We start from the raw sequence: 25,959 nt of genomic DNA, 5'->3' as shown, positions 1-25,959 counted from the left end.
GCGCGCATGGGTGTTGACGGACGGAAAGCCGGGCGACGAGCAGCCCTGCCTCGGGGTCGCCGAGGCGGTGGCGGACCATGTCGAGAAGCGCCGCGTCATCCCGCGCCGGCCCTGGGTTTGGCTTGCGCCCTGGGGACCTCTCGATCCCCGCGACGCGCCCGACCGCTTCGGCAGCCCGATCGCGCCGACCGGCGAGGGCTGGCCGGACTTGGTGGTGGCCGCCGGGCGCCGTGTCGTGCCGCACCTCCGACGCATCCGCGCCGCCTCCGGCGGGCGCACGATCACGGTGTTCCTGCGCGACGCGCGGGCGGGATCGGGTTTCGCCGACATCATCTGGGTTCCGGAGCACGACCGTCTGCGCGGTCCGAACGTGATCGTCACCCCCACGAGCCCCCACCGCATCAACCCGGTCCGGCTCGCGGCCGCGCGCGCGGCGCCGCCGCTGGTCCCGGCGTCAGTCACCGGCCCGCGCGTCGCCGTGCTCTTCGGCGGCGACACGCGGCATGCGCGCTTCACCGAAGAGGACATCGACCGGCTCGCGGCGGGGCTTGCGCGGCTGCGCGCGGAGGGGGCGGTGCTTCTCGCCACGGCCTCGCGCCGCACGCCCGAGCGCCTGAAGCTGGCGGTGCGGGCGATCTGCCACTACTTATGGGACGGAACGGGGGATAACCCCTACATTTCGTTGCTAGCGCAGGCCGAAGCGCTCGTCGTGACCGCGGATTCCACCAATATGGTGGGCGAGGCGGTGGCGACCGGCAGACCGGTGATGGTCTTCGAGCCCTCCGGCGGGCGGCGGAAGACGCGCGCGTTTCTGGACCGGCTGACCGCGCTCGGCGCGATCCGGCCGTTCTCCGGCAGACTCGAGCGCTACTGCTACACGCCGATCGACTCGACGCCCGAGGTCGCCGGCGCCATCGAGGCGTTGGCCGCGACCCGCCACATCCTGCGGCGCGAAGCCGAGCGCGACGGCCCGATCGTCGCGCGTGTCACGAACGGACGAATGCGATGACGACCGAACCTTTCCGCCCCGCCGCCGCGCGTCACGAGCGCGTCGTGATCCTTGGCTCGGGCCCCGCCGGCTGGACGGCCGCGGTCTACGCCGCGCGCGCCATGCTGGAGCCGCTCGTGATCTCCGGCCTTCAGCCGGGCGGGCAGCTCACCATCACCACCGACGTCGAGAACTACCCGGGCTTCGCCGAGCCCATCCAGGGTCCGTGGCTGATGGAGCAGATGCAAACCCAGGCCGAGCGCATGGGCGCGCGCACGCTCGTCGACCATGTCTCGAAGGTCGACCTGTCGCGCCGGCCGTTCGTGCTGGAGACGGAGTCGAGCGGCGTCGTCACAGCGGACGCGCTGATCGTCTCGACCGGCGCGCAGGCGAAGTGGCTCGGCCTCGACAGCGAAGAGCGCTTCAAGGGCTACGGCGTGTCCGCCTGCGCCACCTGCGACGGCTTCTTCTTCCGCAACAAGGAAGTCGTCGTCGTCGGCGGCGGCAACACCGCGGTCGAGGAGGCGCTGTTCCTGACCAACTTCGCCTCCAAGGTCACGGTCGTGCATCGGCGCGAGAGCTTCCGGGCCGAGCGCATCCTGCAGGACCGGCTGTTCGCGCATCCCAAGGTCGAGATCGTCTGGAACGCGACGATCGGCGAGATCATCGGCGGGGGAACGCCGCTGAAGGTCGAGGGCGTGAAGCTGGTCGATGTCCGCACCGGCGTGCCGACCGTGCTCAAGGCCGACGGCGTGTTCGTCGCGATCGGGCATGCGCCGGCGACGGAGCTGTTCCGCGGCCAGCTCGACATGAAGCCGTCCGGCTATCTCGCGGTGCGGCCGGGAACGTCGCTCACCAACGTGCCGGGCGTGTTCGCGGCCGGCGACGTCGCGGACGAGACGTACCGGCAGGCGGTGACCGCGGCCGGCATGGGCTGCATGGCGGCGCTCGACGCCGAACGTTTCATCGCGGCGGAAGAGGCTGCGCGACACGCGGCCTGATCATCACACGGCCGACGCCGGTCCCTGAGAGGCCGGCACGGACCGAAGGGGGGAAGCGACGGATGGACTGGGACAAGCTGCGCATTTTCCACGCCGCCGCCGACGCCGGCAGCTTCACCAAGGCGGGGGAGATGCTGGGGCTCAGTCAGTCCGCCGTCAGCCGTCAGGTCTCGGCGCTGGAACACGACTTAAAGGTGCCGCTGTTCCACCGCCACGCTCGCGGCCTGATCCTGACCGAGCAGGGCGAGCTTCTGTTCCGCACCACACAGGACGTGTTCTCGAAGCTTGAGGCGGCGCGCTCCATCCTCACCGACAGCCGCGAACGACCAAACGGCGTGCTGAAGCTTACGACGACGGTCGGCCTCGGAGCCGGCTGGCTGACGCCGCGGCTCAAAGAGTTCATGGAGCTCTATCCCGACATTCAGCTCCAGCTCATCCTCACCGACGACGAGCTCGATCTCTCGATGCGCGAGGCGGACATCGCCATCCGGCTGCGGCAGCCGACCCAGCCGGATCTGATCCAGCGACGGCTCTTCACGGTGCATTTCCACCTGTTCGCCTCGCCGGACTACATCAAGCGCCACGGGCGGCCGGCGACGGTCGCCGAACTCGACCAGCATCGCCTGATCGAGTTCGGAGGGCCGATCCCCTCCTTCCTCCAGAGCATCAACTGGCCGCTCACCGTGGGTCGGCACCCGCGCGATCCACGCCCGGCGGCCCTGACCATCAACAGCGTGGCGGCGATCAAGCTTGCGGTTGAAAGCGGCGTCGGGCTCGCCGTGATCCCGGACTATTTCATCGAGCAGACGTCCGAACTGGTGCGCGTGCTGCCCGACGCCGACATGCCCGCTCTGGACGCCTATTTCGTCTACCCCGAAGAGCTGAAGAACGTTGCGCGGATCAACGTGTTCCGAGATTTCGTGCTGTCGAAGGCGCAACGCTGGTCGTTTTGACGCAGTATGAGGCGTCCCGCGGCGGGCTTCGCGTAGCGCATTGGAGTAAGTCTCGGATATGCATGCGGTTTGCGTTCCTGCGTCCCGGTCGCGGGAGCGCCTAAATCGAATGCAAATCGCTCAATCCGACGCCATTTGCATGGCCGGCATGCTCTGGGAAGCCTTGATCCGGCGTCTCGACGTCCCCACTGTCAGCGTATGCTGATTGCATCGCCACGCGGCCTCCCTGCGCGGCGTCCGCAAGCCGGCTGTTCCCCTCGAAAGTGAGCGCATTCCCCGGCGCGAGCTTCGAAACTCATGAAGCCGGCCCGTCATGGCCGGCTTTTTTTTGCGCGTTGCCCTGCGACGTCGCTCCGCTTGAGTTCGCCCGAGGCCACAGTTACACCGCTGATCTTGCTGCGCTGCAACAAAGGTATCGGGGATGCGGGAGCGCTTCGACGCGATCGATCTGAAGATTCTCTCCGAGCTTCAGGCGAACGGACGGATCACGAATGTCGAGCTCGCCCGGCGCGTGGGCATCTCGGCGCCGCCTTGCCTCAGGCGGGTGAGGGCGCTGGAGGAAGCCGACGCGATCCGCGGCTATCGCGCGTTGCTCGACGAACGCAAGCTCGGCTTCGAGGTCACGGCCTTCGCCATGGTCCAGCTCGCCGGCAACTCCGAGGCCGATCTGGCCGCCTTCGAGGACAAGGTCCGGCGCTGGCCGCAGGTGCGGGAGTGCTTCATGCTTTCAGGCGAAATCGACTTCATGCTGAAGTGCGTCGCGCGCGATCTGCCCAGTTTCCAGAGCTTCGTGATCGAGCTGACGAGCGCTGGCAACGTCAAAACGGTGAAGACCGCGCTGGCGCTAGGCCAGATTAAGAACGAGGCGACGGCTCCGTTCGAGGCGGCGGACTAAACGTCGATCTTCGCCGCTGCGGCAAGTTTTCCGGGATCGGTTCCGCGCTTTGATCGTTGTCTTTGTGAGAGCGCCTCGCGAAAGCGCGTCGCGCGCACCGATCAAAGGAGATTTCCATGACTTACGAAGCGCACAACACCCCCCCGCCAGGCGCGCGAGCCGAAACGCTGGAGCCGGTCGAGGCGAAGCAGGGCACCAACAAGCCGAAGGGAATGCCGGTAGTGCTGATCGCCAGCATCGGCGCGGCGGTGGTCGCGATGGCCGTCGTTCTCTTCAGCGTCGTCTAAGCAAGCGGGCTATCGAAGCCGGATTGCTCGACGGCCGCCCTTGGGGCGGCCGTTTTCGTTTGGCGAAGACGGGCGCGGCGTGGCGCGAAAGAGGCGTCCGCGCCGCCTGATGTTCACACGAAGCGGATCTTCAGCACTTCATAGCTCTTGCCGCCGCCCGGGGTGACGACTTCGACGGCATCTCCGACTTTTTTGCCGACGAGCGCGCGCGCGATCGGCGAGCCGATCGACACGCGCCCGGCTTTCACGTCCGACTCCGGTTCGCCGACGATCTGGTAGACCTTCTCCTCGTCGGTGTCCTCGTCCACCAGCGTGACGGTGGCGCCGAAGGTGATCGTGTCGCCCTTGAGCTTGGAGACGTCGATGATCTCGGCGCGCGCGATGGTGCTCTCGAGCTCGGCGATGCGGCCCTCGTTCAGGCTCTGCTGCTCCTTGGCGGCGTGGTACTCCGCGTTCTCGGACAGGTCGCCGTGGGACCGGGCCTCGGCGATCGCGGCGATGATGCGCGGACGCTCGCCGGAGGCGCGATGCTTGAGCTCCGCCTCCAACGCGACGAGGCCGGCGGCGGTCATCGGGATCTTGTCCATTTCAGTCTCTCTTGCATAACCGCTTACAGCCCCGGGACGGATTCGCCTCGGGGAGCGGCTGACGGTTGGCCGGGAGAGCGCCGTTGAAGCGGCTCGGTCCCGGACGCTGACGAATGGCGGCCGGGTCGGCCGCCTCAGGCGAAATAGGATTGCAGCGCGCGGACTTCGAGGTCTCCGCCCAGATAGGCCTTGATCCCCTGCGCCGCGGCTACAGCGCCCGCGAGGGTCGTATAGTACGGCACTTTGTGCAAGAGGGCGGCGCGGCGGAGCGAGCGGCTGTCGCTCAGGGCCTGGGCGCCGTCCGTGGTGTTGAACACGAGCTGGACGCCGCCGTTCTTGATGGCGTCGACGACGTGGGGCCGGCCCTCCAGCACCTTGTTGATCTTCTGCGCGTCGATGCCGTGGGCGGCCAGATGCCGCTGGGTGCCCGAGGTCGCGATGATCTTGAAGCCGAGGTCCGCCAGCATGCGCACGGGCGCCAGGATGCGGTCCTTATCCGCTTCCTTCACCGAAACGAAGACCACGCCCGAACGCGGCACGCGGGTGCCACCGCCGAGCTGGCTCTTGGCGAAGGCGACTCCGTAGTCGTAGTCGAGCCCCATGACTTCGCCGGTCGAGCGCATCTCCGGCCCCAGCACCGTGTCGACGCCGGGAAAACGCGCGAAGGGGAACACCGCCTCCTTCACCGCGATGTGGCCGAGCGGCTCGGACGTGAGCCCGAACGAGGCGAGCGGCTCGCCCGCCATCACCCGCGAGGCGATCTTGGCGAAGGGCTGGCCCACCACCTTGGCGACGAAGGGCACCGTTCGCGAGGCGCGCGGATTGACCTCTAGCACGTAGATGACGTCGCCCTTGATCGCGTATTGCACGTTCATCAGGCCGCCGACCTCGAGCGCCAGCGCCATGGCGCGGGTCTGGTCCTCGAGCCGCCGGATGATTTCGGGCGACAGCGAGTGCGGCGGCAGCGAGCAGGCCGAATCGCCGGAATGGATGCCGGCTTCCTCGATGTGCTCCATGATCCCGCAGATGAAGACGTCCTTGCGGTCGCACAGCGCGTCGACGTCCACCTCAATCGCGTCGGACAGGTAGCGATCGAACAGCAGCGGGTTGCGGGACAGGACGGTGTTGATCTGCCCGGTCTTGTCGTTGGGGTAGCGCTGCTTGACGTCCTCGGGCACGAGGTCGGGCAGGGTGCCGAGCAGATAGTCCGAGAACATTCTCTCGTCGTGCAGGATCGCCATAGCGCGGCCGCCGAGCACGTAGGACGGGCGGACGACCAGCGGGAAGCCGAGGCCCTCCGCCACGACCCGCGACTGCTCGACCGAATAGGCGATGCCGTTCTTGGGCTGCACCAGCTTGAGCTTGTCGAGCAGACGCTTGAAGCGATCGCGGTCCTCGGCGAGGTCGATCGCGTCCGGCGTCGTACCAAGGATCGGCACGCCGGCGGCCTCCAGAGCGTTGGCGAGCTTCAGCGGCGTCTGGCCGCCGAACTGCACGATCACGCCGTGCAGCGTGCCGTTCGAGGTCTCGGTCTCAATGATCTCGAGCACGTCCTCGGCGGTCAGCGGCTCGAAGTAGAGCCGGTCCGAGGTGTCGTAATCGGTCGAGACGGTTTCCGGGTTGCAGTTGACCATGATGGTCTCGTAGCCGGCCTCGCTGAGCGCGTAGCAGGCGTGGCAGCAGCAGTAGTCGAACTCGATGCCCTGGCCGATGCGGTTCGGACCGCCGCCCAGAATGACGACCTTCTTCCGGTCGGACGGGCGCGCCTCGTCCTGCGGCTCGCCGCCGGCGAAGGCGGGCGCGTAGGTCGAGTACATATAGGCGGTCGGCGAGGCGAATTCGGCCGCGCAGGTGTCGATGCGCTTGTAGACCGGGCGCACGCCGAGCGAGCGCCGCCGCGCGGCGACCTGCTCGGCCGACAGGCCGGCGAGCGTCGCAAGCCGGGCGTCCGAGAAACCCTGCGCCTTCAGCTTGCGGAACGCCTTCTCGGACGTCGGCAGGCCGTAACGGCGGACCTTCTCCTCGGTCGCCACCAGCCCTTCGAGCTGCCGCAGGAACCACGGGTCGATCTTGCAGGCGTCGTGGATCTCCTCGACGGTGAAGCCGAGCCGCAGCGCCTGCGCGCATTTGACGAAGCGGTCCGGCGTCGGGCGGCCGAGCGCGGCGCGGATGGCGTTCCTGTCGTCGCCCTGTCCGAGGCCGTCGACCTCGATCTCGTCGAGGCCGGTCAGCCCCGTCTCCAGCGAGCGCAGCGCCTTCTGCAGGCTTTCGGGGAAGGTGCGCCCGATCGCCATGGCCTCGCCGACCGACTTCATCGAGGTCGTCAGCGTCGGCTCCGCGCCAGGGAACTTCTCGAAGGCGAAGCGCGGGATCTTTGTGACGACGTAGTCGATCGTCGGCTCGAACGAGGCCGGCGTCGCGCCGCCGGTGATGTCGTTGTCGATCTCGTCCAGCGTGTAGCCGACCGCGAGCTTGGCCGCGACCTTGGCGATCGGGAAACCCGTGGCCTTCGACGCGAGCGCCGAGGAGCGCGACACGCGCGGGTTCATCTCGATGACGATCATGCGGCCGGTGGCCGGGTCGATCGCGAACTGGACGTTGGAGCCGCCGGTCTCGACGCCGATCTCGCGCAGCGTCGCGAGCGAGGCGTCGCGCATGCGCTGGTATTCCTTGTCGGTCAGCGTCAGCGCCGGGGCCACCGTGATCGAATCGCCGGTGTGGATGCCCATCGGGTCGATGTTCTCGATCGAGCACACGATGATGCAGTTGTCCGCCTTGTCGCGGACGACCTCCATCTCGTACTCCTTCCAGCCGAGCACGCTCTCCTCGATCAGCACCTCGTCGGTCGGCGAGGCGTCGACGCCGCGCTCGACGATCTCGAGGAACTCCTCGCGATTGTAGGCGATGCCGCCGCCGGTGCCGCCCATGGTGAAGCTCGGGCGGATGATCGCCGGCAGGCCGATGTCCTCGAGCGCGACCAGCGCCTCGGAGAGGTTGTGGGCCAGGCGCGAGCGCGGCGTCTCCAGCCCGATCTTGGTCATGGCCTCGCGGAACAGCTCGCGATCCTCGGCCTTGTCGATCGCCTCGGCGGTCGCGCCGATCATCTCGACGTCGTACTTCTCGAGCGCGCCCATCTTCTTCAGCGACAGCGCGCAGTTGAGCGCGGTCTGCCCGCCCATGGTCGGCAGCAGCGCGAAGCCGCCTGGGACGGCGTAGCGCTCCTTGGCGATGATCTTCTCGACGATCTCCGGCGTGATCGGCTCGATGTATGTCGCGTCCGCCATGCCCGGATCGGTCATGATGGTCGCGGGGTTCGAGTTGACCAGGACGATCCGGTAGCCCTCCTCCCGCAGCGCCTTACAGGCCTGGGTGCCGGAGTAGTCGAACTCGCAAGCTTGCCCGATGACGATCGGTCCCGCTCCGATGATGAGGATCGTCGCGATGTCGGTGCGTTTGGGCATGTGAACCTGTCTCGGCGTCGTCTGCTGGCCGGGCGCGGTCGCCCCCGCGCGGACGCGCGAGGTGGGAAGGACGATTGCGTGGCTGAGCGCGTTCCTTACATGGTCGAAGCCGGGCAGGGAAGCCGGGTTGGACGCATCCGGTCCCGCGGGACGACGATAACCGGAGACACTGTCGCATGGGGCTCTTCGAAAACAACCGCACCGTTCTGGTCACGGGGGCGTCGTCGGGCATCGGCGCGGAGCTCGCGCGGCTGTTCGCCGCCAACGGCGACCATCTGGTGCTGACGGCGCGGCGCGAGGATCGGCTGAAGGCGCTCGCAGAGGAGCTCTGGACCAAGCACGCTACGAAAATCGATGTCGTCACGGCCGATCTTGCGAAGCCGGAGGGGCCGCGGGAGCTGGGGATTGAGGTCGGCCGCCGCGGCCATGTGATCGACGTGCTGGTGAACAACGCCGGATTTGGTTCGCTTGGGCCGTTCGCGAAGCAGCCGCTCGACCGGCAGCTGGAAATGGTGGCGGTCAACGTCGCGGCGCCGACCGCACTCGCGGGCATGTACCTGCCGGGCATGCTGGCGCGCGGCCGCGGCGGCGTTCTGAACGTCGCCTCGCTTGCGGCGTTCCAGGCCGGTCCGGAGATGGCGGTCTATTACGCCACCAAGGCCTATCTGCTGTCGTTCTCGGAGGCGCTGTTCGAGGAATCGCGGCGGCAGGGGGTGACCGTCACCGCGCTCTGCCCCGGCCCGTCGCCGACCGAGTTCGGCGAGGTCGCCGGCGCGAAGAACGCCCGCCTGTTCAAGACGGGCGTCGTGTCCGCCGCCGACGTCGCCAAAGCGGGCTTCGACGGCTTCCAGGCTAGAAGGGCCATCGTCATTCCCGGCTCGCTTCCGAAGGCGGCGGCGCTTTCCACCCGCTTCGTCTCGCGCGGCTTCACCCGCCGGCTGGCGCACGAGCTGCAGCGTTCGAAGGCCTGAAAACGCAAACGGGGCGCTCCTCAAGGAGCGCCCCGTCGCGATATGTCCTGAAGCCTGGAAGGGCCTCGGGGCCGAAATCACTCGGCCTTGAGGTTCGCGGCCTTGGTCTTGCCACGCTCCATGACGACTTCGAACGCGACCTTCTGGCCCTCGACGAGGGTGTGAAGGCCCGAACGCTCGACGTCGGAGATGTGGACGAAGACGTCCTTCGAGCCGTCGACCGGCTGAATGAAGCCATAACCCTTCTGGGTGTTGAAGAACTTGACGGTGCCGCTCGGCATTATCGCCTCCACTGGACAAGCGCGTGTGCGCATTTGACCGCATCCTCTCGACGAGGCTTCGGCCGGGCACAATCCGAATTTGGCTCGTGTCGTAGAGGCAGTCGCTTTCGGCGTCACGCCGCATGCAAGCCAGACAAGGCGTCCAAACATCTGATTGCTGGTGCGACTATGGCGCACAGGTGGTGGGTCGCGTCAAGCTTCCGCCGGGGCTTCGGGACGGAACCGCGGGGCGCGCGAGCCGTTGTCGAACGGGGCGGCGGAGAGCGTCTCCAAGGAGATCAAGGCGTTGAAATCAATGGGTGACAAGCCGGCGGCATCGGCTTTGACTTTCGTCGATGACGGGTCGATCCCGAACCATCCGGAGTGGCCGCTGCTCGTGCACCGGAAGGCCTTTGAAGCCGGCGGCGACGAACCCGCCGTCGCCGCCGAAGCGTTGTTCGGCGCAAACGGTTGGGGCGGCTTCTGGCGCAACGGCGTCTACGCTTTCCATCACTACCATTCGACCTGCCACGAGGCTCTGGCGGTGGCTCAGGGCTGGGGCGAGATCAGATTCGGCGGCGAGGGCGGCGAAACGCTGCGGCTGGAGGCGGGCGACGTGGCGGTGCTGCCGGCGGGCACAGGCCACAAGCGGGTCGGCGCAAGCGACGACTTCCTCGTCGTCGGCGCCTACCCGGCGGATCAGCCCTATGACCTGATCCGCGACGCATCCGAGCACGACGCCGCGCTCGCCCGCATTCGAGCGACGCCCATCCCTGCGACCGATCCCGTCTTTGGGGCCGAAGGCGGCCTGCGAAAGGCTTGGATCAGATCTTCAGAAGGGAAGTAAGTCCGGGTAGTGAGCCGCGCCCTCTTATCGCCCTGGCGACGATGGAAGAGTGTCTGCGCCATCGCCCAGCGGACGCTGCATCAGCACCGTGTCGACCCAGCGGCCGAACTTGAAGCCGACGGCCTCCAACACGCCGACGTTGCGAAATCCGAGCGCGGCGTGGACGCCGACCGACGCGGCGTTCGCCGAATCGCCGATCACCGCCACCATCTGCCGCCAGGGGCCGCAGTCGCAGCGCGCCACCAGTTCGCCAAGCAGCGCACGGCCGACGCCGCGGCCGAGCGCGTCGTGGGCGACATAGACCGAATCCTCGATCGTGTGGCGATAGGCCGGACGCGCGCGGTAGGACGCGGCGTAGGCGTAGCCCAGCACGCGGCCGGCGCCGCCGTTCTCGACCGCGACGATGTAGGGCAGGCCGGCCTGACGCACCGCCGCCATCCGCTCGATCATGATGGCCGCCGATGGCGCCTCTTCCTCGAAGGAGGCGAGGCCGGTCAGCACATGATGGGCGTAGATCGCGGCGATGGCCGCGACGTCGTCCTCGTCGGCGTCGCGTAGCGAGAAAGAGTCGAGGCTGCTCACGCCGCGGCCTGCCGGCATTTTCCAGGCAGGTTCTGGTAATAGATGCTCTTGAGGCTCGCCTCGTACCAGGTCTGGTCGGCGCGCGCGGCGTCGAAGCCCTCCCGCAGCTCGATCGCGATGTCCTGTTCCGCGACGCCGGCCTGCGAGTTGTCCGGGACGGTCACGCGGCCCACGATTCGCGGCGGCTCGACGTCGGCGATGAAGCGCCATTCCGGCTGGCCGCCGGTCGCGGCGTTGTAGTCGGTGCGGTCGCCGTCCGCCTTGGCTACGTAGACCTGACGGTACAGGCCGCGATCCTCGGGCGACTGGTCGAACAGGAAGGCCACGAACGGCCGGCTTTCGACGAACACGTAGAACTGGCAGTAGAGGGCGACCTTCGGCGGACCGGCAGGCTCCGGCGACGCTGTCGGCGCCGCAGGCGCGGCGGCGGTCTCGACGCGGGCGGGCGCGGAGGCGCGGAGCAGGTAGACGCCGGCGCCCAAAGCGAGCGCGGCGGCCAAGCCGGCTGAGATCAGGGCGATACGCGGCATGCGGTAGTCCTGACGTGTGGTCGACGTCGGGATACTAGGCGGACGGGGGCGACGCGACAGCCCCCGAAATCGCGAGCGCCCGGCCTCGCGCCTGCCCGCGGCCGCTCAGGCCTTTCGCTCGTCCATCATCCCGACGAAGCGGTGGAACAGGTAGTGGCTGTCCTGCGGGCCGGGCGAGGCCTCGGGATGGTGCTGCACGGAGAAGGCCGGTCGGTCGGTCAGCTCGATGCCGCAATTGGAGCCGTCGAACAGCGAGACGTGGGTCTCGCGCGCGCTCGCCGGCAGGCTGTCCCGGTCGACCGCGAAGCCGTGGTTCATGGAGGTGATCTCGACCTTGCCGGTGGTGAGATCCTTCACCGGGTGGTTCGCGCCGTGATGGCCCTGACGCATCTTCTTGGTGGTCCCGCCCACGGCGAGCGCCAGCATCTGGTGGCCGAGGCAGATGCCGAAGGTCGGGATCTTCTTCTCGAGCACGCCCTGGATCATCGGCACGGCGTAGGCGCCGGTGGCGGCCGGGTCGCCGGGGCCGTTCGACAGGAACACGCCGTCGGGATCGAGCGCGAGAACCTCTTCGGCGGTCGCGGTCGCCGGCAGGACGGTGACCTCGCACCCGGCTGTGGTCAGCATGCGCAGGATGTTGCGCTTGAGGCCGTAATCGACCGCGACGACGCGCTTCGGCTCCACGCCCTCCGGGCGCGCGCCATAGGCCCCGGGCCAGGTCCAGCCGGCCTCATCCCAGCCGTAGCGCTGGGTGGCGCCGACCAGCGGCACGAGGTCCTGCCCCTCGAGGCCGGCGAAGCCGTCGAGCGCGGACTTGATCGCGACGTCGTCGAAGCGGCCGTCCGGCGCGTGGGCGATCACCGCGTTCGGCATGCCCTTCTCGCGGATGAGCGCGGTCAGGGCGCGGGTGTCGACGCCGGCGATCGCGACGATGCCGCGCGCCTTCAGCCAGGCGTCGAGGTCGCGGGTCGCGCGCCAGTTCGACGGGCTGGTCACGTCGGCCGCGAACACCGCGCCGCGCACGCCCGAAGCTCCCGCCATGTTCACGGTCTCGACGTCGTCGTCGTTCACGCCGACATTGCCGATGTGCGGGAAGGTGAAGGTGATGATCTGGCCGGCGTAGGACGGATCGGTCAGGATCTCCTCATAGCCGGTCATCGCGGTGTTGAAGCAGAGCTCGCCCGCGGCGGCGCCGACGGCGCCGAGGCCGTCGCCCTCGATCAGGGTGCCGTCGGCGAGCAGCAGCCGCGCCGTGGGGCGCGCTTCGTCCCAGCCGCCGTGAGCGGCGTCTTGTTCGTGAGCCATGATTGTCTTAAGTCCCGTCGCGCGATCACGCGCCGACGCCTGACGCGCCGATGCGGCCGGAACCTAGGCGCCGCGCCCCGAAGCGTCAACGTTAGACTGCCTTTTTGGGGCGGCCCGCGGTCAATCTGTAAGGACGAAAAAGATGCGTGAGGCGATCAGCGCCGCCCTCAAGGACGCCATGAAGGCCCGCGACGCGGAGCGCACGGGGACACTCCGCCTGATCGGCGCGGCCATCAAGGATCGCGACATCGAGGCCCGCGGCGCCGGCAAGGGCACGGCGACCGACGACGAGCTGAAGCAGCTTCTCGCGAAGATGATCAAGCAGCGCCAGGAGAGCGCCTCGATCTACGAGCAGAACGCCCGCCCCGAACTCGCCGCCAAGGAAAAGGCGGAGATCGCCGTGATCCAGGAGTTCCTGCCGCAGCAGATGTCGGACGCGGAGGTCGCCGCGGCGATCGACGCCGCCATCGCCGAGACCGGGGCCGCCAGCATGAAGGACATGGGCAAGGTCATGGGCGTGCTGAAGGCGAAGCACACCGGCACGATGGATTTCGCGGCCGCGAACGGCGCGATCAAGGCCAAGCTCACCGGCGGCTGAGGCCCGGGCGGCCCGCGCGGGCCGCCGTCCTCGTCACTTCCCTAGAGCGGCAGCGTTCGGCGCGACGACGGCGAACAGGTCCGCGAGCCCGGCCAGCGCTCCGTCGTGAACCTCTTCCGCCGAACGCGCCGGCTTGCCGACGGCGCCGGGCAGGGCGCGGCTCGCGGTGGCGTTCTCCACGATCGTCACGCCGTAGCCGAGGTCGACCGCCGCGCGGGCGGTGGAGTCGACGCACATGTGCGTCATGAATCCCACGAGGATCAGGTTCTTGCGGCCGAGCGCCTTCAACGCCAGATCGAAATCGGCGTTGGTGAAGGCGTTCGGGAGCGTCTTCGAAAACACCGGCTCCTCCCTTCGCGGGGCGGCCTCCGGCGCGATCTCGGCGCCCTTGGAGCCCTCGACGAAGATGCCCGCCGGAGCGCGGTGGACGACGTGAACGATCGGGGTCTCCGCGGCGCGCGCCTGCGCCAGAAGGTCGGCGATAGCGTCCAGCGCGGGCGCGGAGCCGGGCAGGGCGATCGGCCCTTCGACATATTCGTTCTGCGCGTCGATCACGACCAGCGTCGCGTCGGCGAGAGACGCCGGCTGGGGCGAAGCGCCGGAGAGGTCGCGAAGGGTTTTGGGGGCGTCGGTCATGCCGCTCTCCATGAGAGGTCCCGAATCGATCGGACGTCCATCATGGAGCGGCGGCCGGGCTCCGGCATCGGCCCATTAGGCCAAGATCGGCCCAGCCGGCGTCAGAACGCCCCAAGGACGATGGCGCCGACCAAGGTGAAGGCCGCGACGACGGCCATGACATCGATGCTTTTCACAGCGCTCATCGGGGAAGCTCCCTTTTCACAGCCGAGTGCATAAAGACTATTCATTCAATAGACAAGAGCTGGGAAGCGGGTCCGCCATGCGCCGCGGCGCCGGCGGCCCGTGTCTTGCGGGCCGAGGTCATTGAGGCGGCGTTAAGAGAACGCGCGGCATTTTACGCGCCATGCGGACATGGCGTCGTCTTGGTCTGGCTTTCTGCGCGGTCGCCGCCGTATCCGGCTGCGGCTTCTTCGACGGCGAGGAACGCGAGCCGTGGCGCGGCAAGGTCGAAGCCGCCTGCATCGCCGCCAAACTCGTGACCAAGACCGATTTCACGCGGCCGATCGACGAGATCGACGGACCCGGCGTCTGCGGGCTGGAGCGCCCGTTCCGGGTCTATGCGCTCGCCGACGGATCGGTGGGCGTGCAGCCGTCGGCCCGGCTCGGCTGCCCCATGACGGCGGTGCTGAACGACTGGATGGTCCGCAGCGTGCAGCCCGCGGCGCAGGCTCGCTTCGGGGTGGCCGTGGTCGAGGTCCGCAACATGGCCTCCTACGCCTGCCGCACCCGCAACAACAAGCGCGGCGGCAAGCTCTCCGAGCACGCCTTCGGCAACGGCCTCGACATCGGCGGCTTCGTGCTGGCCGACGGCCGCGAAATCTCCGTGCTGAAGGACTGGCGGAACGGAACGCCGGAGGCTCAGGCTTTCCTGCGCGAGGTGACCGCCGGCGCCTGCGGCGCGTTCAAGACCGTGCTCGGCCCCGGCAGCGACGGCCACCACGAGAACCACCTGCACCTCGACCTCGCGCGCCACGACCCGGCCGGGCGCCGCGCCTACTGCCGGCCAAAGCCGGTCGTGCCCGATCTGCCGCCCGAGCCGGAGGTCGCTCCGCTCGCCGAGGAGCCCGCGATCAGCTACGCGCCGAAGGCTGCGCCGTTCGACGGCCCGACCGGCTCGATCCGGCCGCGCCGGGACGTCGAGATCATGGAGCCTCCGCCGGGATGGGACGAGGGCGAGGACTGAAGGACTAAAGGCCGGTCAGCCCGCGGCGATTTTCGGCTTCGGCGCGCCGTAGAGGTGCTCTTCCGCAGGGAACCGGCGTTCGCGCACGTCCGCCGCGTAGGCTTCCGCGGCCGCCTTCATCGTCGCGCCAACTTCGGCGTATTTGCGCACGAACTTCGGCACATGGCCGAAGGTCACGCCCATCATGTCGTCGGTGACGAGAATCTGGCCGTCGCATTCAGCCGAGGCGCCGATGCCGATGGTCGGCACGCGGATGGTCTCGGTGATGCGGGCCGCAAGCGGCGCGACGACGCCCTCGACCACCACGGCGAAAGCGCCGGCGTCGGTCACGGCGCGGGCGTCGGCGAGGATGGTCTCGGCCTCCGCCGACAGCTTGCCGCGGGCGGAGTAGCCGCCGAGCGCGTTCACCGACTGCGGCTGCAGGCCGATATGGGCGAGCACGGGCACGCCGCGCTGGGTCAGAAAGGCGATGGTCTCCGCCATCACCGCGCCGCCCTCGAGCTTGACGGCGCCGCAGCGGGTCTCGGCGAGGATGCGCGCGGCGTTGCGAAACGCCTGCGCCGGGCTTTCCTGATAGGAGCCGAACGGCAGGTCGACGACCACCAGCGCGCGCTTCGCGCCGCGCACGACCGCCGCGCCATGGGCGATCATCATGTCGAGCGTGACCGGGATCGTGCTCGGCAGGCCGTAGACCACCATGCCGAGGCTGTCGCCGACGAGCAGCAGATCGCTCGCCTGGTCCAGCGCCTCGGCGACCGGGGTCGTGTAGGCGGTGAGGCAGACCAGCGGCGTGCCCCCCTTCGCTGCGCGGATCGCGGCGACGGTGACAGGCTTGGTCGAGGCCGCGGTCAGCGGCGGCTTGGTGTGCGCGCTCATGAGCGTCCAATCCTCCGGGCGGCGACTGTCGCCGCCGGCCGGCCCCTCCCATCGAGACCGGGGGCCTTCGGCGCCCGAGATTTGGTCGCCGCGCGCCGCTTTCGCCAGTGTTTTATCGCCTCGGCGTCGGGAAAGCGCCGATTACTTCGTTGCAGGCTCCGGCCTCCCCGATCCGGACAGCGGGCCGGGGGGCCGGGAAAGCGTCAGGCCACGGCGGCCTTGCGGGTCGTGGCCTTGCGCGCCTTCAGCGCCGCCTGCGCGGCGGCGAGACGGGCGATCGGCACCCGGAACGGGGAGCAGGACACGTAGTCGAGCCCGACCTCCTCGCAGAAGGCGATCGAATCCGGATCGCCGCCGTGCTCGCCGCAGATGCCGAGCTTGATCTTCGGGCGGACGGACCGCCCGCGCTCCACGCCGAGCCGCACCAGATCGCCCACGCCGTCGCGGTCGATGGTCACGAACGGGTCGTAGGGCAGCAGCTTCTTCGCCACGTAGGGGCCGAGGAAGGCCGAGGCGTCGTCGCGGCTGATGCCGAGCGCGGTCTGGGTCAGATCGTTGGTGCCGAACGAGAAGAACTCCGCCGTCTCCGCGATCGAGTCGGCCTTGATGCAGGCGCGCGGCAGCTCGATCATGGTGCCGACCTGATAGACGAGCTTCTCGCCGGTCTCCTTCTCGACCTCCTGCGCCACCGCGTCGATGCGCGCCTTCACGAAGTCGAAGTCCGGCCGGCCCATCACGAGCGGCACCATCACCTCCGGCGTCACCGCGGCGCCGGTCGACTTGGCGGCCTCGATCGCGGCCTCGAAGATGGCGCGCGCCTGCATCTCGGCGATCTCGGGATAGGCGATCGCAAGACGGCAGCCGCGGAAGCCGAGCATCGGATTAAACTCGTGCAGCTCGGCGGCGCGGTTGCGCAGCTTGTCGGCGGGCACGCCCATGGCGGCCGAGACCTCGGCGATGTCCTTCTCGGTGTGCGGCAGGAACTCGTGCAGCGGCGGGTCGAGCAGGCGGATCGTGACGGGAAGGCCCTTCATGATCTCGAAGAGCGCCACGAAGTCCGCGCGCTGATAGGGCAGCAGCTTCGCCAGCGCCTTGCGGCGGCCGGCTTCGTCGTCGGAGAGGATCATCTCCCGCATCGCCACGATGCGCTTGTCGTCGAAGAACATGTGCTCGGTGCGGCAGAGGCCGATGCCCTCGGCGCCGAAGCGGCGGGCGGCGCGGGCGTCGTCCGGGGTCTCGGCGTTGGCGCGCACGCCCATGCGGCGGACCTCGTCGGCCCAGCGCATCAGCGTCGCGAAGTCGCCGGAGAGCTCCGGCTGGATCATGGCGACCGGGCCGTCGAGCACCTGTCCGGTCGAGCCGTCGATGGTGACGACGTCGCCCTCGCGGAACACGCGGCCCGCGACGGTCAGCGTGCCGGCCTTCTCGTCCATGCGCAGCATGCCCGCGCCGGAGACGCACGGCTTGCCCATGCCGCGGGCGACGACCGCGGCGTGGCTCGTCATGCCGCCGCGCGTGGTGAGGATGCCCTCCGAGACATGCATGCCATTGATGTCTTCGGGCGAGGTCTCGGTGCGGGCGAGGATGACCTTCTTGCCGGCGGCGACTGCGGCCTCCGCGGCCTCCGACGAGAACACGAGCTCGCCCCGCGCGGCGCCGGGGGAGGCGGGCAGGCCGGTCGCGATGATCTTGCGCTCCGCTTTCGGATCGATCGTGGGATGGAGGAGCTGGTCGAGCGCAGCCGGGTCGACCCGCTCCACGGCCTCCTCGCGCGTCAGCGTGCCGTCGCTCGCGAGATCGACCGCGATCTTGAGGGCGGCCTTGGCGGTGCGTTTGCCGTTTCGGGCCTGCAGCATCCACAGCTTGCCGCGCTCGACCGTGAACTCGAGGTCCTGCATGTCGCGGTAGTGCCTCTCCAGCGCCTGCGAGACGCGGACGAACTCCTCGAACACTTCGGGCAGACGCTTTTCCAGCGACGGGGCGTTCACGTCGCCCTCGATCCGGGCGGCTTCGGTCAGCGGCTGCGGGGTGCGGATGCCCGCGACCACGTCCTCGCCCTGCGCGTTGATCAGGAACTCGCCATAGAGACGGTTCTCGCCGGTCGACGGATTGCGCGTGAAGGCGACGCCGGTGGCCGAGGTGTCGCCCATGTTGCCGAACACCATGGCCTGCACGTTGACCGCGGTGCCCCAGCTCTCGGGGATGCCGTTCAGGCGGCGGTAGGTGATCGCGCGCGCGTTCATCCAGGACGCGAACACGGCGCCGATCGCGCCCCAGAGCTGGTCGCGCGGATCCTGCGGGAAGGACGCGCCGGTCTCCTTCAGCACCTTCGCCTTGTAGGCCTCGACAAGCTTGACCAGATCGTCGGCGTCGAGCTCGGTGTCCTCGGAGACGCCCTTCCGCTCCTTGGTCATTTCGAGGATGTCCTCGAACTGGTGATGGTCCACGTCGAGCACGACGTTGGAGTACATCTGGATGAAGCGCCGGTAGCTGTCATAGGCGAAGCGGCGGTTGTCGGAGCCCTTGGCGAGCCCTTCGACGGTCACGTCGTTCAGGCCAAGATTGAGGATCGTGTCCATCATTCCCGGCATCGAAGCGCGCGAGCCCGACCGCACCGACACCAGCAGCGGGTTCTCGGCGTCGCCGAAGACGCGGCCGGTGATCTTCTGGATGTGCTCGAGGCCCGCCTCGGTCTGGGCCGCCAGCTCGGAGGGGTAGCTCCGGCCGTTGTCGTAGTAGTGGGTGCAGACTTCGGTCGTGATGGTGAAGCCGGGCGGCACGGGCAGGCCGAGATTCGCCATTTCAGCCAGGTTCGCGCCCTTGCCGCCGAGAAGCTCGCGCAGCTCGGCGCGGCCTTCCGCACGACCGTCGCCGAAGGTGAGCACCCACTTTGTCATCAAGCGTTTCTCCGAATAGCCGCAAAGGTCGATCGCCTGCCGGCGCCCCACCGCGACGGCAGCTTGCACGGCGCCGCAGCAAAGGCAAGATGTCGCACCGCGACTTAAGGAGGAATGCTTAAGTCGCACTCTGGCGCCTGGAACACCAGGGTCTTGCTGCGGCTGCTCACATCAGCCGCGCGGTCGCGCAAAAGCAAGGCGCACCCCTATACATCTTCTCTCGCCGTCTGCGCCTTGCAATGTTGCAGTTGCGAACGATAGTCAGAAGCGTTCAAGGCCCATTGTTAGAATGCGAGCGATCCTCCCATGATCGACGTCCCGCAGACGTCTGCGCCTTCCCCGCTTTCAGGCTGGCGGGGGCAACCTGGCGCGCCGTCGCTGCAGGAGGCGCATGGCTCGGTCGGGGTCGGCGGGCGCACGCGGCTCCGCCGGTTCCTCGCTTTCTTCGGGCCGGGCTACCTTGTCGCCGTCGGCTACATGGACCCCGGCAATTGGGCGACCTCGCTCGCGGGCGGCTCCCAGTTCGGTTACTCGCTGATGGCGGTGGTCGCGCTGTCGTCGCTGATGGCGATGCTGCTGCAGGCGCTGTGCGCGCGGCTCGGCGTCGGGGCGGGGCGCGATCTCGCGCAGGCCTGCCGCGACGCCTTCCCGAAGCCGGTCGCCTTCGTGCTCTGGATTCTCGCCGAAGCCGCGATCTGCGCCACCGACCTCGCCGAGGTCATCGGCACCGCGATCGGCCTGAACCTGCTGTTCGGCGTCCCGCTCGAGATCGGCGTCGTCATCACCGCGCTCGACGTGTTCCTCGTGCTGATGCTTCAGCGCATCGGCTTCCGCTGGATCGAAGCCTTCGTCATCGGCCTGCTGTTCGTGATCGCCGCCTGTTTCGCGATCCAGCTCGCCATGGCCGATCCGGACCTCGGCGCCGTCATCCGCGGCCTCGCGCCGACCATCGAGCTCGTCCAGAATCCGGCGATGCTCTACATCGCGCTCGGCATCGTCGGCGCGACGGTGATGCCGCACAATCTCTACCTGCACTCCTCGGTCGTGCAGACCCGGGGCTACGAGCGCACCGAGGCCGGCAAGCGCGAGGCGATCAAGTGGGCGACGCTCGACTCAACCATCGCGCTGTCCTTCGCCTTCCTGATCAACTCCTCGATCCTGATCCTCGCGGCGGCCGCCTTCCACACGACCGGCAACACCGAGGTGGCGGAACTCGGCGAGGCGCACACGCTGCTCGGTCCGTTGCTCGGCGGCGCGATCGCGGCGACCGCGTTCGGCGTGGCGCTGCTGTGCTGCGGCCTGAACTCGACGGTTACGGCGACGCTCGCCGGCCAGGTCGTGATGGAGGGGTTCCTGCGCATCCGGCTCGCGCCGTGGCTGCGCCGGCTGATTACGCGCACGATCGCGATCGTGCCCGCCATCCTCGTCACTCTCTATTACGGAGAAAGCGGCACCGCCCGCCTGCTGGTGCTGAGCCAGGTGGTGCTCAGCCTGCAACTGCCGTTCGCGATCATCCCGCTGGTGTGGTTCACCGCCAGCCGCGTCAAGATGGGGGGCTTCGTCGCGCCGCGCTGGATGAGCGTGACGGCGGGCTTGGTCGCGGCCGTGATCGTCGCGCTCAACGTCAAGCTGGTGGTCGATTTCCTCAGTGGCGCGTGACGCCGGACGCGGGTTCGGCGGCGCCGGGCGGCCGGCTGCGCGCCACGACCGGCCCGATGGCGGGACCGTCGTCCGTGCGGGTCTCGGCGTCGCGCAGCAGCACGAAGCGAGCCCCGGAGGCCTTCAGCGCCCTGAGGCCTTCGGCGAGGCCGGAGCCCGCGGCGCGGCCGGGCTGGTTGACGTGGGCGATGATGACGTCGCCGTTCTTCGCCGCAGCGACCCGGCGCGCGACCATCGGCGCCATGAGAGAGGTGCCCATGTCGGCGTTCAAGGAGTATCCGGCGATCGCGTAGCCGTCCGCGCGGATGGCCGTGAGGGCGTCGCGGCTGTAGCGCGCGGTCGCATCGCGGTACCAGCGCGGGCGGGAGCCGGTCGCGGCCTCGATCGCCTCCGCGCCGCCTTCGACCTCCCGGCGGACGGCCTCCAGCGCGCCGGCGGTGCGGATTCCGAACATGGTCGGCCGGTCGGTGATCGCCGGGACATGGGCGTCGCCGTGGTTCTCGATCTCGAACAGGTCGCGATGGGCGAGCAGCAGCTTCAGCGCCGCGGCGTTGCCGTCGAGCCAGCGGCGGGTGACGAACACCGTCGCCGGGATGCGTTCCGCGATCAGGAGGTCGAGCACGCGATGGTCGGTCGCGCCGGAGCAGGCGTCGAGCGTCAGCGCCACGGTGCGCGCGCTCGCGCCGGGACCGGCGAGCGTCAGCCGGGGCTCGAGATCTGAGGCGGCGGCGGGCGCGGCGCAGAGCAGGGCGGCGAGCGCCGCGGCGGCGCGGAGATGCGAGGGCATGCCTTAAATCGTCTCTGGCGGCGCTTACCGAACCGTTGAACCGCCGCGCCGCGCGACGATCCCGCCGTACGTTATGCCGGCCGGACGCCATGGAGGCGATCCGCAAAACCGCGGACCGGCCGAGCGCTGAGCGCAATGGCGCGTTCGCGCCGGAGGGGCGTTAAAGTCCGCACGAATCGAGGAGCTCGGCGCTGACGTGACATCGTTCTGGGGAAAGCTTGGAGGCGCGGCCGCGGGGCTCGCGCTCGGAGGGCCGCTCGGCGCGCTCGCGGGCGCCATCGCCGGCCACTTCCTGCTCGACCGGGAGACCGATCCCGCCGCTCTGGCGGCGCGGGAGGACGAGAAGCGCGCCTTCGCCTTCACCATGGGAGTGATCGCGCTCGCGGCGAAGATGGCGAAGGCGGACGGTGCGGTGGTCTGTGTCGAGGTTCAGGCGTTTCGTCGCGTGTTCCAGATCGCGGAGGCCGATCTGCCCCGCGTCACGCAGGTCTTCGATCTCGCCAAGCGCGACGTCGCCGGATACGAAGCTTATGCAGCCCAGCTCGCCAGCCTGTTTCGGGACGAGCCGGCGACGCTCGAGGACGTGTTGCACGGCCTCGCGCACATCGCCGCGGCAGACGGCGCGGTGCATGAGGCCGAGGCCGCCTATCTCGCCGATATCGGCCGCATCTTCGGATTGGAGCCGGTGAGACTTCGCCGCGCTCTCGGCCGTCACATGCGGCTTGCGGAGGCTGACCCCTACGCCGTGCTCGGCGCGGACCCCGCGGCCTCGGACGACGATCTGAAGCGCCGCCACCGCGCTCTGGTGGCGGAAAACCATCCGGACCGCGCGCTCGCCCGTGGCCTTCCGGCCGAGGCGGTGCGGATCGCCACCGACAAGCTGGCGGCCGTCAACGCCGCCTGGGACGCGATCCGCGCCGAGAGGAAGCTCGCGTGACCGCGTTCGCGCCCGACAGTCCGCTGGTCGACGAGGTCAGGCCGGCCGCGAACCACGACGAACGCGGCGCGGAGCCGGATATCCTGCTGATGCACTACACCGGCATGGCGACCGCCGAGGCCGCCGTCGCGCGCCTGTGCGAAGAGGCGAGCAAGGTTTCCTGCCATTACGTGGTGCTTGAGGACGGCCGCGTGCTGCAGCTCGTGCCCGAAGAGCTCAGAGCGTGGCACGCCGGCGTCTCGTCCTGGGAGGGCGAGACCGGCGTCAACGCGCGTTCGATCGGCGTCGAGATCGTGAACCCGGGCCACGAGTTCGGCTATCCCGATTTTCCACAGCCGCAGGTCGACGCCGTGATCGCGCTGGCCCGCGACATTTGCGCCCGCCGGCGGATTCTACCTGAGCGTGTTTTGGCGCATTCCGATGTTGCGCCGCAGCGAAAGGAGGACCCTGGCGAGAAGTTTCCGTGGGACCGGCTCGCCGCGGCGGGCGTCGGCCATTGGGTCGCTCCGACGCCGATCGACGACGGCGGGGGTCTTGCGGCCGGCGAGGAGGGAGACCCTGTGGAGCAGCTTCAGACCCTGCTCAGTCTCTACGGATACGGGCTCGAGATCGACGGCCGCTTTGGGCCAGGGACGGCCGCCGTGGTGCGGGCCTTCCAGCGCCATTTCCGGCAGGCGCGCGTGGACGGCGTCGCGGATTTCTCGACCTGCGACACGTTGCGCAACCTGCTCGCGGCCCGGCCGGAACGATAGGCCCGATCGCCCTTTTCTCGTCACACCCCTGACAAGAAGCGACCTAACCAAGGTCGATCTCAGGTCATTTTCGCAAGGCTTTGGTCCCCGCATGCAAAACGCATAGGGGAGTGAGTTTATGCGTAAATCGACGATCGTCGTCGCGATCCTAGCGGCGACCGTCGCCTCGGCGAACGCCGCGCCGATTAATGAACGACTTGCCCGGGGGGCAAGCGTTTCCTCGAAATCTCAAGTTAAGCCGAACTCGACTATCGCAGCAGTCAGAACGTCTGAACGGACCGTTAACACCCGAGGCGGGGGCAAGGTTCCGAGCTTCACCACGGGATCACAAGTCCGCGCTTCCGCCGCAGCCTTCACCTCTGCGCGGAGCGCCGGCCAGCCGGCTGCCCCAGCTACCGCCGAGGTGAAGCAAGCGAGCCGCCCCAATGTGGCTCCGAAGCGCGCGACCTCGCGGACGTCGGTCCGGGCCGTCGCAAAGACCGAGCGCCGGATCGCCCGTCGCGCGGCGTCGCGCCGCCTGCAGGCGAAGACCGAGATGGTCGCGTTGCGGCGTGAAGTCGAGATTCCCTCGACCACCGGCTCGGTCGACCGCTCAGCCGCCGTAGCGGTGCCGACAGGCTCGATTCCTGCGATGGTGACCCAGGCGGCCCGTCAGGCCGGCGTCAGCCCGGCGCTCGCTCACGCTGTGGTCAAAGTCGAGTCGCGGTACAAGCCGCGCGCCACCGGGCCCGGCGGCTACATCGGCCTGATGCAGCTGAGCTACCAGACCGCCAAAGGCATGGGCTTCCGCGGCAGCCGGCAGGCTCTCTACGAGCCGAGCACCAATCTGCGCTACGGCATGAAGTATCTCGCCGGCGCCGTCGCCAAGTCCGGCGGCAGCACCTGCGGGGCGGTGTCCAAATACCAGGGCGGACACGGCGTGCGCGGCGTGACCCGCGCGGGCGCGGTCTACTGCGCCAAGGTGAAGCGCTTCATGGCCCAGGGATTCCCCGCCGGCGAACGCGTGACCGCCGACGCGAGCGCCGACAAGCCGAAATCCTGAGACGCGACGGCGATCGTCGCCGACGTTCCGCGCGCCCGGGCCGCCCGGAACCGGACTCCCCAGGTTTTGCGTGGGGTCCGGTCCGAGGCGGCTCGGGCGCGCGGCGTTTCAGCGCGGCTTGACCGCGCGCCGCGGTCCCCGCACAAGGGCGCGGCCAGTCGGCCGGACGGCCGCTCCGGTTTCAACGCCGGGGAGGAAAGTCCGGGCTCCATGGAAGAACGGCGCCGGATAACGTCCGGCGGGGGCGACCCCAGGGAAAGTGCCACAGAGAGCAGACCGCCGCGGATGTTCGCATCTGCGGTAAGGGTGAAAGGGTGCGGTAAGAGCGCACCGCGCTGCCGGTAACGGGAGCGGCACGGCAAACCCCGCCGGGAGCAAAACCGAATAGGAGCGACATGCCCCCGCGTTCGCGCGGAGGCGGGCCTTCTTCCAGGTCGTCGCTCGGGTTGGTTGCTAGAGGCGTCCAGCAATGGGCGTCCCAGAGGAATGGCCGTCACGCGCAAGGGCTTGGTTCCGCCGGGCTTTTGCGCCATACAGAACCCGGCTTACAGGCCGACTGGCGCTTGACCCGCGTGGCCCGCGCGGGAGGGGGAACGATCAAGAATGCGCGTGCTCGTCACCGGCGCGGCCGGCTTCATCGGCTTCCACGTCGCGACGGCGCTCGCGGCTCTCGGTCACGAGATCACCGGCCTCGACAATCTCACGCCCTACTATCCGGTGCGCCTGAAGCACGAGCGTCTTGCTGCGCTGCCGAAGAACGTGCGCTTCGTTGAGCAGGACGTGGCCGACGCGGCGGGGCTCGCGAACCTGTTTCGTGAAGTCCGGCCGGAAGCGGTCGTCCATCTCGCGGCCCAAGCGGGCGTCCGCTACTCCATCGACAATCCGCTCGCCTACATCCACTCGAACGACCTCGGCCATGTCTCCATGCTCGAGGCGGTGCGCCGGCAGGCGCCCGAGGCGCATCTCGTCTACGCCTCGTCGAGCTCGATCTATGGCGCGCGCAACAAGGCCCCGTTCCACGAGGACGATCGCGCCGACACGCCGTCCTCGCTCTACGCCGCGACCAAGCGCGCCAACGAGCTCGCCTCTTCGGCCTACGCCCACCTCTACGGCCTGCGCCAGATCGGCCTGCGCTTCTTCACGGTCTACGGGATCTGGGGGCGCCCCGACATGGCCTACTGGTCGTTCTCCGACGCCATCCTGAACGGGCGCGAGATCGCGCTGTTCGACCAGGGGCGGGGCCTGCGCGACTTCACCCATGTGGACGACGTCGTGCGCAGCATCGTCGCCATGGTGGAGCGGCCGGTGTTCGCGGCCGGCGCATCGAGCCACCGCATCTACAACATCGGCAACTCGTCGCCGGTGCCTGTGACCGACCTTGTCGACATCATCGAGCGCTCCGCCGGCGTGAAGGCGAAGATCCGGCTTGTCGCGGAGCAGCCCGGCGACGTGCCGCTGACCTCCGCCGACACCTCCCGGGTGATGGCGGACTACGGCTTCGCGCCCTCCACTCCGCTCGAAGACGGCGTCAGCCGCTTCGTCGCGTGGTTCCGCGACCGCCCGGACCTGCACGGCCTGACGCCGCAGACGACCATCGTCTGAGCCTGATAACGCGCCTTTTGATCTCGTGATCAGCCTCCGGGCAACGGCTTCTTAACCCTAAGGAAGTTCTACTGGCCCCGTCGCGCTTCGGTCGCGGCGCGGCCCTTGTCAGGTATTGCGTCCTGGGCCGCGGCGGCCGGCGGCGACCCTTAACGGTTCGTTGACGCCCATAAGGCCCCATGGTATCCCAAATCATCCCGTCGACGCGGCAGGTGGAAGGCTCCGGGGGAGCCGTTTCGCCCATGAAGTTCGCGGCCGTTCCGGCCGCGGGCTCGGGTCGCGTCGTCCGCGTCTTGGCGGGCCCGTTCGTGGGGAGCGGG

Annotated in this window: 24 protein-coding genes and 1 other RNA gene; 15 read left to right on the top strand and 10 right to left on the bottom strand. The window is 68.9% G+C overall.

Translation table 11 applies throughout. The features are described from left to right. The first annotated feature begins 10 nt into the window (after window positions 1-10). From PKE78_RS15845 to PKE78_RS15825, 5 genes are all read left to right on the top strand, one after another. On the top strand, window positions 11-1,009 hold the full coding sequence (locus PKE78_RS15845) for a mitochondrial fission ELM1 family protein (RefSeq protein ID WP_271201866.1): 999 nt from the start codon (window positions 11-13) through the stop codon (window positions 1,007-1,009). Then, the gene (gene trxB / locus PKE78_RS15840; protein WP_271201865.1) at window positions 1,006-1,989 is read left to right on the top strand and encodes a thioredoxin-disulfide reductase; all 984 of its coding nucleotides are present in this window, start codon (window positions 1,006-1,008) and stop codon (window positions 1,987-1,989) included. The genes PKE78_RS15845 and trxB overlap by 4 nt, the downstream gene beginning before the upstream one ends. 62 nt (window positions 1,990-2,051) lie before the next feature. After that, a complete protein-coding gene (locus PKE78_RS15835; protein WP_271201864.1) occupies window positions 2,052-2,942 on the top strand; it encodes a LysR family transcriptional regulator in 891 nt (296 codons plus the stop codon). Window positions 2,943-3,363: 421 nt separating this feature from the next. After that, on the top strand, window positions 3,364-3,837 hold the full coding sequence (locus PKE78_RS15830) for an Lrp/AsnC family transcriptional regulator (protein ID WP_271201863.1): 474 nt from the start codon (window positions 3,364-3,366) through the stop codon (window positions 3,835-3,837). 116 nt (window positions 3,838-3,953) lie between these two features. After that, window positions 3,954-4,124, top strand: a complete 171-nt coding sequence (locus PKE78_RS15825; RefSeq protein WP_271201862.1) for a hypothetical protein — start codon at window positions 3,954-3,956, stop codon at window positions 4,122-4,124. Between the two features lie 113 nt (window positions 4,125-4,237). Here the strand turns inward: PKE78_RS15825 and greA are convergent, their stop codons facing one another. Both greA and carB read right to left on the bottom strand, forming a co-directional pair. Further along, a complete protein-coding gene (gene greA / locus PKE78_RS15820) occupies window positions 4,238-4,711 on the bottom strand; it encodes a transcription elongation factor GreA (protein WP_271201861.1) in 474 nt (157 codons plus the stop codon). A 134-nt stretch (window positions 4,712-4,845) separates the two neighbouring features. Next, window positions 4,846-8,172, bottom strand: a complete 3,327-nt coding sequence (gene carB / locus PKE78_RS15815; protein WP_271201860.1) for a carbamoyl-phosphate synthase large subunit — start codon at window positions 8,170-8,172, stop codon at window positions 4,846-4,848. Window positions 8,173-8,348: 176 nt separating this feature from the next. On the opposite strand from carB, the gene PKE78_RS15810 reads away from it, so the two are divergent. Then, the gene (locus tag PKE78_RS15810) at window positions 8,349-9,143 is read left to right on the top strand and encodes an SDR family NAD(P)-dependent oxidoreductase (protein ID WP_271201859.1); all 795 of its coding nucleotides are present in this window, start codon (window positions 8,349-8,351) and stop codon (window positions 9,141-9,143) included. A gap of 77 nt (window positions 9,144-9,220) precedes the next feature. On the opposite strand, the gene PKE78_RS15805 is transcribed toward PKE78_RS15810, so the two are convergent. Beyond that, the gene (locus tag PKE78_RS15805) at window positions 9,221-9,424 is read right to left on the bottom strand and encodes a cold-shock protein (protein ID WP_271201858.1); all 204 of its coding nucleotides are present in this window, start codon (window positions 9,422-9,424) and stop codon (window positions 9,221-9,223) included. 241 nt (window positions 9,425-9,665) lie between these two features. Between PKE78_RS15805 and PKE78_RS15800 the strand changes: the two genes are divergently transcribed. Then, the gene (locus PKE78_RS15800; protein WP_309299114.1) at window positions 9,666-10,250 is read left to right on the top strand and encodes a cupin domain-containing protein; all 585 of its coding nucleotides are present in this window, start codon (window positions 9,666-9,668) and stop codon (window positions 10,248-10,250) included. 24 nt (window positions 10,251-10,274) lie between these two features. Here the strand turns inward: PKE78_RS15800 and PKE78_RS15795 are convergent, their stop codons facing one another. The 3 genes from PKE78_RS15795 to carA form a co-directional block, all read right to left on the bottom strand. After that, window positions 10,275-10,850 (bottom strand): GNAT family N-acetyltransferase, encoded by a 576-nt coding sequence (locus PKE78_RS15795; RefSeq protein WP_428981278.1) that lies wholly within the window; start codon window positions 10,848-10,850, stop codon window positions 10,275-10,277. Next, window positions 10,829-11,362, bottom strand: a complete 534-nt coding sequence (locus PKE78_RS15790; RefSeq protein WP_271201856.1) for a hypothetical protein — start codon at window positions 11,360-11,362, stop codon at window positions 10,829-10,831. The genes PKE78_RS15795 and PKE78_RS15790 overlap by 22 nt, the downstream gene beginning before the upstream one ends. Before the next feature lie 105 nt (window positions 11,363-11,467). Further along, on the bottom strand, window positions 11,468-12,667 hold the full coding sequence (gene carA / locus PKE78_RS15785) for a glutamine-hydrolyzing carbamoyl-phosphate synthase small subunit (RefSeq protein WP_271201855.1): 1,200 nt from the start codon (window positions 12,665-12,667) through the stop codon (window positions 11,468-11,470). Between the two features lie 142 nt (window positions 12,668-12,809). Here carA and PKE78_RS15780 point away from each other — a divergent pair, with 142 nt between their 5' ends. Further along, window positions 12,810-13,265, top strand: coding sequence for a GatB/YqeY domain-containing protein (locus tag PKE78_RS15780; RefSeq protein ID WP_271201854.1), 456 nt, complete (start codon window positions 12,810-12,812; stop codon window positions 13,263-13,265). A 33-nt stretch (window positions 13,266-13,298) separates the two neighbouring features. Here PKE78_RS15780 and PKE78_RS15775 read toward each other — a convergent pair whose 3' ends face one another. Further along, on the bottom strand, window positions 13,299-13,901 hold the full coding sequence (locus PKE78_RS15775; protein WP_271201853.1) for a cysteine hydrolase family protein: 603 nt from the start codon (window positions 13,899-13,901) through the stop codon (window positions 13,299-13,301). Between the two features lie 346 nt (window positions 13,902-14,247). On the opposite strand from PKE78_RS15775, the gene PKE78_RS15770 reads away from it, so the two are divergent. Then, complete coding sequence (locus PKE78_RS15770; protein WP_271201852.1) at window positions 14,248-15,087, top strand: extensin-like domain-containing protein; 840 nt, start codon at window positions 14,248-14,250, stop codon at window positions 15,085-15,087. Window positions 15,088-15,102: 15 nt separating this feature from the next. Here the strand turns inward: PKE78_RS15770 and panB are convergent, their stop codons facing one another. Then, window positions 15,103-15,963 carry a 3-methyl-2-oxobutanoate hydroxymethyltransferase gene (gene panB / locus PKE78_RS15765; RefSeq protein WP_271201851.1) on the bottom strand — a complete coding sequence of 287 codons (861 nt, stop codon included), beginning with the start codon at window positions 15,961-15,963 and terminating at the stop codon, window positions 15,103-15,105. Between the two features lie 203 nt (window positions 15,964-16,166). Continuing rightward, complete coding sequence (ppdK, locus tag PKE78_RS15760; protein ID WP_271201850.1) at window positions 16,167-18,860, bottom strand: pyruvate, phosphate dikinase; 2,694 nt, start codon at window positions 18,858-18,860, stop codon at window positions 16,167-16,169. Window positions 18,861-19,166: 306 nt separating this feature from the next. On the opposite strand from ppdK, the gene PKE78_RS15755 reads away from it, so the two are divergent. Continuing rightward, window positions 19,167-20,519: an Nramp family divalent metal transporter gene (locus PKE78_RS15755; RefSeq protein WP_271201849.1), complete on the top strand. Its 1,353-nt coding sequence runs from the start codon at window positions 19,167-19,169 to the stop codon at window positions 20,517-20,519. On the opposite strand, the gene PKE78_RS15750 is transcribed toward PKE78_RS15755, so the two are convergent. After that, window positions 20,506-21,306: a polysaccharide deacetylase family protein gene (locus tag PKE78_RS15750; RefSeq protein ID WP_271201848.1), complete on the bottom strand. Its 801-nt coding sequence runs from the start codon at window positions 21,304-21,306 to the stop codon at window positions 20,506-20,508. The two genes, PKE78_RS15755 and PKE78_RS15750, sit on opposite strands and share 14 nt — an antisense overlap. Before the next feature lie 196 nt (window positions 21,307-21,502). On the opposite strand from PKE78_RS15750, the gene PKE78_RS15745 reads away from it, so the two are divergent. The 5 genes from PKE78_RS15745 to PKE78_RS15725 all read left to right on the top strand — a co-directional run bounded on the left by PKE78_RS15745 (window position 21,503) and on the right by PKE78_RS15725 (window position 25,639). Next, window positions 21,503-22,243, top strand: a complete 741-nt coding sequence (locus PKE78_RS15745; protein WP_271201847.1) for a TerB family tellurite resistance protein — start codon at window positions 21,503-21,505, stop codon at window positions 22,241-22,243. Then, entirely contained in the window at window positions 22,240-22,995 is a 756-nt protein-coding gene (locus PKE78_RS15740; RefSeq protein ID WP_271201846.1) for an N-acetylmuramoyl-L-alanine amidase, read from the top strand. Before PKE78_RS15745 ends, PKE78_RS15740 begins: the two co-directional genes overlap by 4 nt. 427 nt (window positions 22,996-23,422) lie before the next feature. After that, on the top strand, window positions 23,423-24,037 hold the full coding sequence (locus tag PKE78_RS15735) for a lytic transglycosylase domain-containing protein (RefSeq protein ID WP_271201845.1): 615 nt from the start codon (window positions 23,423-23,425) through the stop codon (window positions 24,035-24,037). Between the two features lie 154 nt (window positions 24,038-24,191). Beyond that, window positions 24,192-24,601, top strand: an RNA gene (rnpB, locus tag PKE78_RS15730) — RNase P RNA component class A. A gap of 39 nt (window positions 24,602-24,640) precedes the next feature. After that, window positions 24,641-25,639, top strand: coding sequence for an NAD-dependent epimerase/dehydratase family protein (locus tag PKE78_RS15725; RefSeq protein WP_271201844.1), 999 nt, complete (start codon window positions 24,641-24,643; stop codon window positions 25,637-25,639). Window positions 25,640-25,959: the final 320 nt, after the last annotated feature.

It is taken from the genome of Methylopila turkensis (assembly GCF_027922325.1).
Classification (GTDB): Bacteria; Pseudomonadota; Alphaproteobacteria; order Rhizobiales; family Methylopilaceae; genus Methylopila; species Methylopila turkensis.
The sequence above is the reverse complement of the archived record's forward strand: the minus strand, read 5'-3'. Positions and strand labels throughout refer to the sequence as shown.